The organism is Thalassospira lucentensis, from assembly GCF_032921865.1.
Lineage (GTDB): Bacteria > Pseudomonadota > Alphaproteobacteria > Rhodospirillales > Thalassospiraceae > Thalassospira > Thalassospira lucentensis_A.
Map to the genome: position 1 here is coordinate 115,199 of NZ_CP136683.1, position 13,423 is coordinate 128,621.

Below are 13,423 nucleotides of genomic sequence, written 5' to 3' on the forward strand. Positions count from 1 at the left end.
CCAGTGCACATTCAAGTGCCCGGCGACGGCCTCACCATCCGCTCCCAAACAAGCAGGAAGTCCCGCTTAGCTACCCAGACGGAAAAACAGAAGCAGATTGCTCCGTCACGAGGATCAGAGCCGCAGATAGCATCGGAAAACCCGTTTGACATGATATTAGATATCGAAGTACTTAAATGGGAGACTATAAAGAACACCAACTAAAGTAAAAAATCGGGAGGAAGAGATGGAAAAGGTCGAGCGGCCTGTCATATCCGAGACAACAGGCTTGTGGGGGAGCGATCTGATCGCGGAGATGCTGCGTGCTCTCGATGTCGAATATGTAGCGCTTAATCCCGGTTCCAGTTTTCGTGGGCTGCATGACAGCCTTGTTAATCATCTGGGCAACGAAAATCCTCAAATGCTGTTGTGCCTTCATGAAGAACATACCGTCGCAATTGCACATGGCTGGGCGAAGGTAACCGGACGGCCTATGGCCGCGATTGTGCATGCAAATGTCGGTTTAATGCATGCGACAATGTCTATCTACAATGCCTGGTGTGACCGAGTCCCTGTTATGGTCTTTGGGGCAACCGGTCCTGTCGATGCGACGGAACGACGACCTTGGATAGATTGGATCCACACGTCGCGCGATCAGGCGGCGATTGTTCGGCCATATGTCAAATGGGATGATCAACCTGCATCGTTATCTGCTTCGCTTGAGGCCATGATTCGCGGCGCTTTAATTGCAAAAACAGCACCCATGGCTCCTGTGTATATTTGTTTTGATGTTGCAGTACAGGAAGAGGCTGTCACAGCCCCGATCAAGACACCCGATCCAAGGCGTTTTAAGTTGCCTATGTCACAGGGATTATTGCCCGACGCGCTTGCGGAACTTCACACGCGGCTAAAAGAGTCCCGGTCCCCAGTATTTCTTATGGGCCGAGTTTCTCGGTCTGCAGATGACTGGGCATACCGAGTGGCTTTGGCAGAGCATTTCAATGCTCGCGTTCTCACCGATATCAAACTGGGTGCGGCCTTTCCGACAGACCATTCTCTTCATTCCGGAACGCCAGGATTTTTCCTTTCCCCTGATGGTGCAAAAGTCCTCAACGAAGCTGATTTGATTGTCAGTTTTGACTGGGTAGACGTTGCGGGCACACTCAAACAGGCTGGCGCTCAGGCCGAGAATGCACCACTCGTTCAGCTATCGGTTGATCACCAACTTCACAATGGCTGGAGCCTTGATCATCAGGCCGCGGTTCGAGCTGATCTGCATATTGCGGCTGAGCCCGACATCGTCATACGTACACTATGTAAAGAGGTCGGTTTAACACCCCAATTGAAACCGCAGAACTTGCCGGCTTTCAGTACCGGAAAGTTGACAGATGATTTGGGACCTATGGATGTAGATACCCTTGCTGCGGCCCTCGGCGATGGGCTTAAAAACGAGGTTGTGTCTCTTGTTCGTCTGCCATTGAGTTGGGGCGGGGATTTGTGGCATTTCCGTCATCCACTTGACTATCTTGGCTATGACGGTGGCGCAGGTATTGCCTCAGGGCCGGGTATGCTGGTCGGGGCAGCACTGGCACTGAAGGGTACAGATCGGCTACCCGTTGCCGTGTTGGGGGATGGCGATTACCTTATGGGTGTTTCGGCCTTCTGGACCGCGGCCCGTTACGGTATCCCTTTCCTCGCGATCATTGCCAATAATCGATCTTTCTATAATGACGAAATCCATCAGGAAAAAGTTGCCGTCAGCCGTGAACGTCCAGTTGAAAACAAATGGATCGGTCAGCATATTGGAGGACCTGATATCGATCTTGCCGCCATGGCCCGCGCGCAAGGGGTAAAGGCCATTGGTCCCGTGACCAATGCGCGTGATTTGAAATCGGCAATTGAGGTGGCACTCGAGGATGTCAGACAGGGCAATGCTGTCGTTATCGATGCACGCATCACCCCGGGTTACAGCAAAGCAATGTCTGCGGGAATGACCCGCACGGCGGATGAAACAGCAGAGTAAATATGGCATGTGTCAACCATGCTTGATATGCTGTGTATCAAGCATGTTTGACTCCTCTATACGACGACTGTATCAGTCAAACGCAAAATATTTCAGTTGGCTTTAAGGGCGTCGTTTTGTTCATGACCGATAAAGAAAACAGAGTTCCCAATTCGCGAGAGCGTCTTGCTCATATTATCCGGTTGGCAACTCGGGGTTTTAACCGGTCTTTGCAAATACGTTTGGCCTCTCATCATGTTACGTTCGGGCAGTGGATATTTTTACGCATCCTGTGGGAGCAGGAAGGTCTGACACAACGTGAGTTGAGTGAAGAAGCCGGATTAACTGAACCCACAACCCACACGGCTCTGCAGCGGCTTGAAGCGCTTGGTTTTCTTGAAAAAAGAACGCTAGCCGGAAACAAGCGAAAACAGCATGTGTTTCTGACCAAGCGTGGCAAAGAACTGCGCATCGAACTTGAACCGCTTGCCGTAGAGGTGAACGAGGTTGCGCTGGCAGGATTGTCATCTTCCGAGTTGGATATAATCCGTAAGGGGATGCTTCTGATTCTGGATAATCTTGAAGAGGATGAGCGAAAAGCAGGTGAAGAGGGGCGAAAGGTCCCTCCTACCCGCATTCCGACTTAAGTTTTTTTCAGGTATTTAACACGGCGCGGTCGCAGAAAGCCTCTCGATAAAGGTATCGGTCGTGGTTATTTCGCGAAGCGGCATGTTTTCGCTTCCGGCATCTGGATTTGCATCATAATTCAGTCCTTCACCATCCCAGAACCACCAATAGACAACATTTCCTTGTCGGTCCCTGATGGGAATACGGAATGTCGGGAAGGTGCTGTCACTGGAGGGGACCTTCGTGCTTGTCACTTTTCGCCCTTCAAGCATGCCTCGCTCGATTGCGGAAAATAACGGCAGCATAACCGTGAAGACTGATTGACCTGATGCGAGTTCGAGAATGTTTTCCGGAGGTTTTTTGTAGTAACCCGGCAATGCACGAATGACTTCTGGATAGGCCGGGTGATTATGTGTGATCTGTACATAGGCAAAACCACCCGGAAGTTTGACCTCAATCACATCGCCTGGCTGAAACTGTTTCATTTTCCTATCCCAGTGTTACGTCGAGGCCAATATCAAGGGTTGGTGCCGAGATCGTGATTTTCGAGCTTGAGATATAATCAACCCCGGTTTCAGCAACGTCCTTGATGGTGTCGATATTGATGCCACCGGATGCTTCGATCCGCGCACGGCCGGCATTAAGGGCAACCGCCTCTTTCAGACCGTTGATGCCGAAATTATCAACCAGCACCGTTGATGCGCCCGCTGCAAGGGCTTCTTCAAGCTGTATCAGCGTGTCGACTTCGATCTCGATTACGACAAGATGGCCGACATAATTGCGGGCAGCTTCAATTGCGTTGGTGATAGATCCGCAAACGGCAATGTGGTTGTCTTTGATCAGGACGGCATCATCAAGACCAAAGCGATGGTTGGCACCGCCCCCACAGCGCACCGCATACTTTTCAAATGCGCGCAGGCCCGGTGTGGTTTTCCGCGTACAGCAAATGCGTGCCTTTGTATGAGCAATTAGATCTGCGAACTTTGCGGTTGTCGTTGCGATGCCTGACAGATGGCACAGGTAGTTTAGCGCAACGCGTTCCGATGACAGTATGGCACGTGCATTGCCGGTCACCCGGGCGATTTCATCACCCGGGGCCAGAACATCTCCATCCTTCTTGAATGCCTCAAACGCCAGCCCCGCACCGGCAAGTGCAAAGGAACTTCGTGCGAAATCGACACCACATAAACGCCCGGCTTCACGCGAGACCAAAGATACTTTTGCACTGAGATCAGGACCAATTGTTGCATCCGTGGTCAGGTCGCCGGCGCGTCCAAGATCCTCCTTAAGGGCGGCGCGAACGCCTTCCTCGATCAGAATGTGCGGCAAGGAGGGCATGACTGCAGATGTTTTTGCGATGGTATTGGTCATAGGCTGAAGACCTCACGCGTGGAGGGGTGGAAAAGCTCGTCGATCGAAAGTTTGCGCGGTGAAAGTCCTTGGCGGTAGTGATAGTCAAGGAACGTCTCGATGACTTTGCGGTTTGGCGCAACGCCATAGGGCCAAAGATCATCACCCAGAAGGTTTTTCGCGCGATCAAGCGTGTCTTCGACAAACGGCATCGTGACCTTCGTCGCGGACGTGTCGCTCAGCGCATCAAGCGCCATCTTCTTTGATTGCGAGAACGCCTTAAGCAGCGCCCCGGGAAGCCATGGATGCTGCTCAGCCAAGCTTTTGCGGACACCCAACACATGCATGATCGGGAAGATCGATGTACGTTTATAGTGGTCTTCTGCCGCTGAAATGCTGTCAGTGAACAGGCGCCCGACATGCGGGTGACCTTCGTTAAAGCATTTTGGCCAACGCGGACCAATGAAACCATCAATCTCACCGTCCATCAGCATCTGATTAAGCGTCGCACCGTCTGGCGCCTGGGTCATTTTGACATCATCGGGCAGATCAACCTTGATCTTTTCCGGCCGACCCGGCGTGTCCATGCCACCACGTACCCAATGGATGTCGGATGGTTTTACCCCATAGTCATCCTCAAGAATGCCTCTCACCCAGACATTTGCCGTCAGCTGATATTCCGCAATACCGATGCGGCGTCCTTTGAGGTCTTCGGGGCTATTGATGCCTTTGTCCGTCCGGATGTAAACCGACGTGTGGCGGAAGGCGCGCGACAGGAAGACCGGAATTGCCACATAGTGAGATTCTTCTCGTGCGAGTTTTACGCAGTAGGACGAAAATGAAAGCTCGCTGACATCGAAATCTTCGTTACGGAATGCCCGGAAGAACATTTCTTCCGGGGACAGCAGCATTGATACGGGATCTACGCCATCAATTTTGACGCGTCCATCAAAAATCGGCCTGGTGCGATCATAGTCTCCGTAGGCAAGTGAAAGTGTCAGATTACTCACGAGTTTCCTCCAATATTTGTTTTTTGTGTCTGTATTTGATGAAGCAGCTTGACCGGTGCTGCCGCTTCTGCGGATTGCAAAATCGCGTGGCACGCTTCAAGCGTGGCAAGGCCCCAGCGCCCGGTTTGTGATGGCGGAGCGTTAAAGCGGACAGCTTTAATCAAGGCGGAGTTAACGCCGGCGCGTGGGCCCATCTCCAGCGGTGCAGGAATGTATTTCTGTTCGAAATGGCCGTGCAGCCAAACCCCGTTGGGCGTAATCCGCAGATCGCCGCCGTCACACGAGACAATGATCGGGCCAAAATGTTCGTGGTTTGGCGCGGGTGGTCGTGCCGGGGTTTCGCCATATGTTCGACCGGATTTCAGGGCGGATTCTTCTTCCGGGCTTGAAACCTTGGTCAAGGCTTTGCGGGCTTGACCGTAGCTTTCAGGGTCCTTCGGATAGCCAAGTTCGCCAACCCAGCCTTGCCATACATCGGAATCAAAATGCGCGTAGCCCGAATAGGTCAAAGAGGCAAAGGCACCGCCTTCAAATGTAGCCAATGCGCTATATGCGCCTTCAGTCGGGCGGGCCGGATCCCAGTTCCCGGTGGCCGCAGTGATGGTTTTCATCATGCCGCCACCCAGAAGCCTAACAATATCAAGCTGGTGGACAGCCTGACTGAAAATCACTCCGCCGCCTTCTTCTGTGACGAGTTCCTCCGGTCGACGCGGACGATATAGGAAGTCGGTATAGTTCATTGCATGAATCATGCGGACGTTGCCGACATCGCCAGACTGAATGATCTTATGGGCCAACATTACAGCCCCATCAAAGCTGTGGCTGGGGCCCACAATCAGTTGCACGCCCGCTTTCTCACAGGCTTCGACCATTTTGATGCCGTCTTCAAGATGGATCGCAAGTGGCTTCTCAACCAAAACATGCTTTCCGGCTTTCGCAGCAATTTCCACGTGATCGACATGCATTTGATGCGGTGTGGCGATATAGACGGCTTCGACGTCCGGATCGGCGCAAATATCCTCGACGTTCTGATAGGTGCGCCCGCCAAACTCCTGCTCGAACGCCGCACGTGAAGATTCCCGCGGTGCGCATGCCGCAACAAGTTGCACCCGATCATCTGCATTGATGCTTGGCAATGTCAGCATGAACCCGCGACCAAGCCCGATGACGCCAAGGCGCAAGGGCGCCTCAAGCTTCGGCTGATTAGAGTTCGATGACAAGATTTCCCTCCCTTGCGCGGGAGACACAAATCATGATCTGGCTGTCTTTTTCTTCATCCATCAGGACCATGTCGCGATGGTCAACATCCCCTTCGATCAGCTTGCAGCGGCAAGTGCCACAGGTGCCGCTTTCACAAGAGCTTACCGTTTTGATGCCATTATCACGAAGTGCTTCGAGAACGGACCTGTCAGCAGGAACCGTGATGGTGGTATCGAGATTGGCGACTTTCACTTCAAACGGTTTATCGTCTTCGCGCACGGCATCGACGGCTTTGAAGTCTTCGAAATGCACACGCCCTTCCGGCCAATGGCCTGAGATGGCTTTGATTTCTTCCATCAAGGGGGATGGACCGCAGCAATAGACATGCCCGGCACCGGGCTCTTCGAAGTGATCCCAGAAATCATAAACCTGATTGAGATCGCCATTGTCGTGATGAAACTTAACGCGTGATCCGAATGCGTTTTTGATATCATCCAGATATGCAGTTTCCTCGGCAGATCGGGTGCAGTAGATCATCTCGAACGGCTTGCCCTGCGCAGACAGGTGATTGGCCATTGCGTAAATTGGAGTGACCCCGATTCCGCCTGCAATCAGCAAATATTTCGGTGCATTTTTGAGTGCGAACGAGTTCTCGGGTGCCTGAATTGTAATCTCGCTACCTTCAGTAGCTGACTCGTGCATTGAGGATGATCCGCCACGCGATTCAGGCTCGCGTTTCACGGCAATCACGTAGGTTTCCGGAAATTCCCCATCATTAACAAGCGAATAGCGGCGCATCGCGCCGGATGGCGTTTCGACGGTGATATGCGATCCCGGCGCAAAGGCAGGGAGTTCGATCTCATCCACGGGGGAAAGCGTAAACTCGCAAATATAAGGCGTTAGCTGACGCCGTGCCTCTACGCGCATTTTTATGCTTTCTAATTCTGTTGACATTTTTTCCTCCCGAAGTAACTTTGATGAATAAATTAGATATCTAATAATTCTTGTCAAGTCACTAGATGCCTGTAATGATGTGATATTGATTCTTTGATATCTAAGAAAACACAAAGGAGGAGAGTTCACGTTATGCTCAGCCATGAAGAGAATGACCTGTTAACCCGCGTCTCGGGTGATGCGCCAATGGGGAAGCTGATGCGCCAGCACTGGACGCCGGTTTGCCTCATTGAAGAAGTTGCCGAAGCGGATGGCAAACCGCTGCTGGTGGAGGCGATTGGCAATCGCTATGTCGCCTTTCGGGATTCAAACGGAAAGCTTGGTCTTCTTGATGAGCTCTGCCCGCACAGACGTGCATCTCTGGTTTTTGGTCGTAACGAAGATTGCGGACTGCGGTGCCTCTATCACGGCTGGAAGTTCGATGTTGAAGGCAACTGTGTTGCCATGTCGTCCGAACCCGAAGGCAGTCCGCTACATGAGAAGGTAAAGCACAAGTCTTACAAGACCGTCGAATGGGGGGGCTTTGTTTGGGCATGGCTTGGCGAAGAAGAAGACATGTATCCGTTTTCGCCACCTGCATTTGCCCCGACCGAAGATACCCAGGTTTCAATCCTGAAAATCAGGATTCCGGCCAACTGGGCGCAGATTACCGAAGGGCAGATCGATTCCGCACATTCGTCCAGTTTGCATTCATCGGATATGAAGCCGGCCCGCGTTGAAGGCGCTTCCGCGGATGATCAGGCATGGTACCGCCCTTCGACGGATAAATCTCCGCGCATGCAGACCCAAACGACCAGCTACGGCTTCCACTATGCTGCGATCCGTAAGCCGATCAAAAATCCTAGTACCCATAACTATCTTCGTATTACCGAGTATATTGCACCCTATACATCTCTGATCCCGCCGAATAACAATTATAATGTTGCGAGTGTTATCGTTCCTATTGACGATGAAACCACTCATTTCCATTTCATTGCCTGGGGTGGAAAGGCCTGTCCGACAACCGAAGAGTGGCGAAAATTCAATCACGCACAAAAAGGCATTCACCTTGATGATCGTTGGGTCTCCCAGCGTCAATTGCACAATAATTTCCTGCAGGATCGCCAGGCTATGAAGCTCGGGAGTTTCACGGGTGTTAAGGGTATTCCCAATCAGGATATTGTGATGTGGGTATCTATGGGTGCCATTGTTGATCGATCGGTAGATATTCTTGGGGCTTCCGATCTCGCGATTGTCGAGTTTCGCCGCTTGATGGTTGATGCAGCCAGAAAAGTTGCTGCCGGTGGCGATGCGATCGGTACCGTCGAGCCAAGAATTCCGCATGCAGACATCGCTTCGCGCGAGGGGGTCTATCCGCAGACAGTGGATTGGCGAACTCTTGTGGAAGAGAAAAGTGTCGCTGCCGAATAAGGTTTTGATAGCAGGTTCGTTTGTGAGCCTGCTATTTTTTTCGAACAAAACTAAGATATCTAATTTTATGGTTGACTGATCTCCTTTGCTGCCATTTAATTTAGATATCTTATAAAAAAGACCAGAGAGACCTTTCCGTGATTACAAAAAATAATAAACACGGAAATTCCCGGGAGGAAAAATCACATGAAGCAGGTAGTCGCCGCTTCTGCAGCCCTGGGCACATTGCCCAACAAACTCCCCCAAGGGGTTTATTATGGTGGAGCTTGGCATAGAAGTTCTAGCCAGCAGATACCGGTTTATTCCCCATCGACCGGACAAGAAGTTGCCAAAGTTGACAGTGCCGGCGAGGAAGAACTTGAAGCCGCTGTAAAAGCTGCAACTGCAGGTCAGAAAATTTGGGCGAAGACGATCCCTTTGGAACGGTCGCGTGTTATGCGCGAAGCTGCAAGCAAGATCAAGGAGCACAAGGAAGAACTCGCGCGACTTGACGCTCTCGACAGCGGTAACTCGTTGCGGGGGATGCTGTTTGACGTGGATATCGCAGTTACCTTGATGGAATTCTTTGCGGGCTTGGCCACGGAGATTAAAGGTGAGACCGTCCCGGTTGGGGCGGGGAAAGTGAACTATGTTGTGCGAGAGCCTGTTGGTGTCGTGGCACGCATCGTCCCATTTAATCACCCGCTGATGTTCGCCTGCGCAAAGCTTGCGCCGCCAATCATGGCTGGCAACAGTGTGATCATCAAACCATCGGAAGAAACACCGCTTTCAAGCCTAAAGGTTGCCGAACTTATTGGCGGACTTTTCCCACCAGGCGTTTTGAATGTGCTGAATGGCGGCCCTGATCTGGGGGCAGGACTTTCAACCCATCCCGGTATCGCCAGCGTCAGCGTTGTCGGCAGTGCCGCAACCGGGCGTGCCGTCATGCGTCAGGCTGCCGATACACTTAAACATGTGTCATTGGAACTGGGCGGAAAGAACGCACTCGTCATGTTCCCGGATGCGGATGTTGAAAAGGCTGTTCAAAGCGCGGTCAAGGGCATGAACCTGCCATGGACAGCAGGACAGTCTTGTGGCTCGACCAGTCGGGTATTCGTCCATGAAAGCCTATATGATCCCGTCGTTGATCAGTTGGCCGCCGCATTTGATGCAGTAAAGCCGGGCGATCCACTCTCACCTAGTACCGAAATGGGCTGTCTCTCGACGCGCGGTCAGTATGACAAGGTCCGCGGTTACATAGAAATAGCGCAGAATGAAGGTGCCAGGATGGTGGCGGGCGGCGATGTACCCGAAGAGCTGTCTCATGGCTTCTTTGTTCGACCGACTGTATTTGCTGACGTCACCCCCGATATGCGCATTGCGCAAGAAGAAGTGTTCGGACCGGTGCTGAGCGTCCTCAAATGGAGTGACTATGACTCCCTGATCGAAGCGGTAAATGGGGTTGATTACGGGCTCACTGCCTCGGTTTGGACGCGCGATATCTCACAAGCTATGCGTGCAGTTGATGACATTTGCGCCGGGTATGTCTGGGTCAACAATTCCAGCGACCATTTCCTTGGCACACCGTATGGCGGGATGAAGCAATCCGGCATCGGACGCGAAGAATGCTTGGGCGAGATGCTGTCTTACACCGAGCAAAAGAACGTCAATATCACTTTCGAGGCCTGATGCCGTTCCAGTGGGACCTTTGACGGTCGGCATCCAATAAAAATAACAGAAATTATAAATTGAGATCTTACCCATTAGGGAGGAAAGAATGAGGCTTTTGACTCTTGCCGCGGCTATTGGACTGGCCTTCGGCGTTAACACTGCACAGGCTGAACCGGTAAACCTGACGCTCTCAGGTGGCAATCCGGGTGGCTTGTGGTCCCTTCTCGGCGCAGGTATCGACCGTGCCGTAAAACAATCAGACCCAAATTCCGTTGTAACATATCAGGCAACTGGTGGTGGATTTGCAAATATTGGTTTGCTGGGAGCAAACCGGACGGATACGGGATTAGTTCACAACGCTGAAGTGAAGATTGCTCTGGCAGGTGAAGAACCCTTCAAGGCTCCTGTAAACAACATGCGTGCAATTGGTTACATGTATAATTGGGCGCCGATGCATTTCTTCTTGGCGAAGTCGATTGCCGACGAATACAACATCGATAGCCTCGACGATCTTGCAACAGCAAAAGCACCGGTGCGTATTGGTGTAAACCGTTCGGGTAACATTACGTCCAACGTAGCGTTGTTCATGCTCGAACAAGCTGGGTTAACCACGGAAGCTGTTGAGGCAAATGGTGGACGCATTGTTCAGGCCGGGGCAAACGACCAGGCAGAACTGCTGAAGGATGGTCGTATCGACATTGTTACCAATGGTGTCTTTGTTCTTCATTCCTCATTCCGCGCAATTGACGAAAACAATGAAGTCATTGTCCTCGACATTCCCCAGAATGTAATTGATGCCACGAATGCCCGTTTCGGAACTCAAACTTATACAATCCCCGGAGGAAGTTATTCCAATCAGCCAAATGATGTCGAAACGTCGGCCCTTGGTGCTCTTCTGGTGGCGACGGATCAGATGGAGGAAGAAACTGCATATGACCTTACCAAGGCTTTGATTGCAAATGTTGACGAGATCAAGGCGGTTCACGGTTCTATGAAGGCGCTGACCCCGGAGCTTATGGCTGATCAGGATGTTCTGCCGTTCCATCCCGGTGCAGAACGGGCATATCGCGAGGCAGGACTTCTCAAATGATGAAGTCACTTGTAAACACAGGCCGCAAACGTACGTTTGCGGCCCTACCCCACAAAGTTCTGATCAGCTTGGCGGCGCTATTTGCGATCGGGGTTATTTACGGCAACCTCTTCGTTATCTCGGACCCGCTTATAATTGGCATTCTGTTTCTTAGCGCCTTGTTCTCGATGCTCTTCTTGGTGGTCGGTGCAACAACTAATGCACGGGACAAACCGACCATTATTGATTGGGTGTTAAGTGTACTGAGCCTCGCTACCGGAGTGTTTTTCCTTGTGAATGCAAGTGTGATTTCAAGCCGGATTACTTTGCTTGAAGAGCTTACACCTGCTCAACTTTTCTTCGGGTCGTCACTTCTATTCTTGTCACTTGAAGCGACGCGTCGCACGACGGGTGCAGGTCTTACGATCGTTGTTCTCGGTTTTATGGCCTACAACCTGTTCGGTCACTTGCTACCCCCGCCCTTTGGGCACGGAGTGATCGAATACACCTACCTGCTGGATGCGCTAATCTTTACAACGGACGGTGTCTTTGGTGTCCCGATCCAGGTTGTCGCTAGCTATGTTTTCCTATTTGTTCTGTTCGGGACGTTGCTGTCATTTGCTGGCGGAGGGGACTTCTTCTTTAACCTTGCTGCCTCGCTGACTGGAAAGAGCCCCGGTGGTCCAGCAAAGGTCGCTGTTATCTCATCAGGCATGTATGGAACGATTTCAGGCAGTCCCGTATCTGATGTCGTCGCGACGGGCTCGATAACGATCCCAATCATGAAGCGCCTTGGCTATTCATCGCGTTTCGCCGGCGCAGTTGAAGTTGCTGCATCCACAGGTGGCAGCGCCATGCCGCCTATCATGGGCTCAGCCGCGTTCATTCTTGCTGAGTACACAGGGTTTGCGTATCGCGAAGTCGTCTACGCCGCGATTATTCCAGCGATCCTTTACTATCTTGGCGTTTTCTCGCAGGTTCACTTGCGCGCGGTCAAACGCGATCTGCGCTCCTATCCAGATGATGTCCCTACGCTTAAGGCAACCCTCATTAATGGCTGGATGTTTATTGTCCCGATCGCGGTGATCATACTCGCACTGTCGCTTGGTTATTCGCCAACCATGACGGCAGGCTTGGGAGCTGCTTCTGTCGTCATTGCAGCGGCTTGCTCTGCGCGAACCCGCATGAGCGTTTGGCGTGTAGTTGAAGGCCTTGGTGAAACCACACTGCGCATCCTCCCCGTTGCTGGCGCGTGCGCGGCTGCGGGACTTGTAATCGGAGGTCTGTCTATGACGGGCCTTGGCATGAAAGCGGCAAACGTGATCATGACAATCAGTGGTGCGGATCCGGTTATCACCTTGATGATTTCCGCTGTGGTGACCATCATTCTCGGTTTAGGGATGCCAACACCAAGTGCTTACATTCTTGCAGCAGTTCTCGTTGGGCCAGCACTTTCAAAGTTGGGATATCCGCTTCTTGAGTCTCATATGTTCTTGCTTTACTACGCGATCCTGTCGGCCTTGACGCCACCGATTGCGGTTGCGGCGCTGGCGGCAGCGGCCATTGCAGAAGAGGATCCATTCAAGATTGCGTTTGATGCAGTCAAACTTGCCGCAGTCGGCTTTCTGCTGCCATTCGTCTTTATTTGGAATCCTGCTATCATCGGTTCCGGTTCATCCATTGAGATTGGGCTTGCCGTGATCGGCGGTGTTATCGGAACGATTTCACTGGCGGCTGCAATAGAGGGCTATATGAATGGCACTCTGTCGCGGCTAATGAGAAGCCTGTTCATTTGCGTCGCTGTTGGCAGTGTCGCGCCGTACATGCTCGTATCTTTGGGTGCGATTGTTGTGGGCAGTGCACTACTTGCACGAAACTACTTCTCAACGTCACCCTCCTCAGCGAAAGAGGCGAAGGATCAAAAAGTTCCTGGAGCTTGATGCGTTCCAGTTGTGCAAGGGAGGTGTGCGCATATGCTTCATGCCTCCCTTTTTTTCGCGATGTCATAGGGCTGTTTGATATTGCATTTTCCCGAGATTGGACTTTTTACCGGCAGCTTTATGCTGCGGAGCTCATGGTCACTGCATTTTACCGATCCCGTTTCGTCTATAGTTATCCCAGTGCTGCATCCCGACCGTCGATTAGGGTAAGCGTCGCGGTTAGTTTTGTGCG

General features: G+C 52.0%; 11 protein-coding genes. 6 read left to right on the forward strand and 5 right to left on the reverse strand.

Features of this window, described 5'->3' with window-relative positions; genetic code table 11:
* The first annotated feature begins 226 nt into the window (after positions 1-226).
* Together R1T41_RS00585 and R1T41_RS00590 are read left to right on the forward strand one after the other, a co-directional pair.
* Complete coding sequence (locus tag R1T41_RS00585; protein ID WP_063086225.1) at positions 227-2,002, forward strand: thiamine pyrophosphate-binding protein; 1,776 nt, start codon at positions 227-229, stop codon at positions 2,000-2,002.
* A 122-nt stretch (positions 2,003-2,124) separates the two neighbouring features.
* Positions 2,125-2,628, forward strand: a complete 504-nt coding sequence (locus tag R1T41_RS00590; RefSeq protein ID WP_063086228.1) for a MarR family winged helix-turn-helix transcriptional regulator — start codon at positions 2,125-2,127, stop codon at positions 2,626-2,628.
* Positions 2,629-2,643: 15 nt separating this feature from the next.
* On the opposite strand, the gene R1T41_RS00595 is transcribed toward R1T41_RS00590, so the two are convergent.
* Genes R1T41_RS00595 through R1T41_RS00615 form a run of 5 tightly spaced genes read right to left on the reverse strand, consistent with a single transcriptional unit; the run spans position 2,644 to position 7,266 of the window.
* Positions 2,644-3,093 (reverse strand): hypothetical protein, encoded by a 450-nt coding sequence (locus R1T41_RS00595; RefSeq protein ID WP_063086230.1) that lies wholly within the window; start codon positions 3,091-3,093, stop codon positions 2,644-2,646.
* 4 nt (positions 3,094-3,097) lie between these two features.
* Positions 3,098-3,979 (reverse strand): carboxylating nicotinate-nucleotide diphosphorylase, encoded by an 882-nt coding sequence (gene nadC / locus R1T41_RS00600; RefSeq protein WP_063086232.1) that lies wholly within the window; start codon positions 3,977-3,979, stop codon positions 3,098-3,100.
* Positions 3,976-4,968 (reverse strand): ABC transporter substrate-binding protein, encoded by a 993-nt coding sequence (locus R1T41_RS00605; RefSeq protein WP_175494872.1) that lies wholly within the window; start codon positions 4,966-4,968, stop codon positions 3,976-3,978. Before R1T41_RS00605 ends, nadC begins: the two co-directional genes overlap by 4 nt.
* Positions 4,965-6,188 (reverse strand): Gfo/Idh/MocA family oxidoreductase, encoded by a 1,224-nt coding sequence (locus R1T41_RS00610; RefSeq protein ID WP_223304935.1) that lies wholly within the window; start codon positions 6,186-6,188, stop codon positions 4,965-4,967. Before R1T41_RS00610 ends, R1T41_RS00605 begins: the two co-directional genes overlap by 4 nt.
* On the reverse strand, positions 6,172-7,266 hold the full coding sequence (locus R1T41_RS00615; protein WP_223304934.1) for a PDR/VanB family oxidoreductase: 1,095 nt from the start codon (positions 7,264-7,266) through the stop codon (positions 6,172-6,174). The genes R1T41_RS00610 and R1T41_RS00615 overlap by 17 nt, the downstream gene beginning before the upstream one ends.
* Here R1T41_RS00615 and R1T41_RS00620 point away from each other — a divergent pair.
* The 4 genes from R1T41_RS00620 (at position 7,255) to R1T41_RS00635 (ending at position 13,191) form a co-directional block, all read left to right on the forward strand.
* Positions 7,255-8,532, forward strand: a complete 1,278-nt coding sequence (locus R1T41_RS00620; RefSeq protein ID WP_063086236.1) for a Rieske 2Fe-2S domain-containing protein — start codon at positions 7,255-7,257, stop codon at positions 8,530-8,532. The genes R1T41_RS00615 and R1T41_RS00620 overlap by 12 nt on opposite strands.
* 186 nt (positions 8,533-8,718) lie before the next feature.
* Positions 8,719-10,200: an aldehyde dehydrogenase family protein gene (locus tag R1T41_RS00625; RefSeq protein ID WP_063086238.1), complete on the forward strand. Its 1,482-nt coding sequence runs from the start codon at positions 8,719-8,721 to the stop codon at positions 10,198-10,200.
* Positions 10,201-10,288: 88 nt separating this feature from the next.
* Positions 10,289-11,272: a TAXI family TRAP transporter solute-binding subunit gene (locus R1T41_RS00630; protein ID WP_063086240.1), complete on the forward strand. Its 984-nt coding sequence runs from the start codon at positions 10,289-10,291 to the stop codon at positions 11,270-11,272.
* On the forward strand, positions 11,269-13,191 hold the full coding sequence (locus tag R1T41_RS00635; protein WP_063086242.1) for a TRAP transporter permease: 1,923 nt from the start codon (positions 11,269-11,271) through the stop codon (positions 13,189-13,191). The genes R1T41_RS00630 and R1T41_RS00635 overlap by 4 nt, the downstream gene beginning before the upstream one ends.
* Positions 13,192-13,423: the final 232 nt, after the last annotated feature.

Coding starts and splice junctions, on each gene's coding strand:
- R1T41_RS00585 (WP_063086225.1), top strand. CDS start 227: ATGGAAAAGGTCGAGCGGCCTGTCATATCCGAGACAACAGGCTTGTGG.
- R1T41_RS00590 (WP_063086228.1), top strand. CDS start 2,125: ATGACCGATAAAGAAAACAGAGTTCCCAATTCGCGAGAGCGTCTTGCT.
- R1T41_RS00595 (WP_063086230.1), bottom strand. CDS start 3,093: ATGAAACAGTTTCAGCCAGGCGATGTGATTGAGGTCAAACTTCCGGGT.
- nadC (WP_063086232.1), bottom strand. CDS start 3,979: ATGACCAATACCATCGCAAAAACATCTGCAGTCATGCCCTCCTTGCCG.
- R1T41_RS00620 (WP_063086236.1), top strand. CDS start 7,255: ATGCTCAGCCATGAAGAGAATGACCTGTTAACCCGCGTCTCGGGTGAT.
- R1T41_RS00615 (WP_223304934.1), bottom strand. CDS start 7,266: ATGGCTGAGCATAACGTGAACTCTCCTCCTTTGTGTTTTCTTAGATAT.
- R1T41_RS00625 (WP_063086238.1), top strand. CDS start 8,719: ATGAAGCAGGTAGTCGCCGCTTCTGCAGCCCTGGGCACATTGCCCAAC.
- R1T41_RS00630 (WP_063086240.1), top strand. CDS start 10,289: ATGAGGCTTTTGACTCTTGCCGCGGCTATTGGACTGGCCTTCGGCGTT.
- R1T41_RS00635 (WP_063086242.1), top strand. CDS start 11,269: ATGATGAAGTCACTTGTAAACACAGGCCGCAAACGTACGTTTGCGGCC.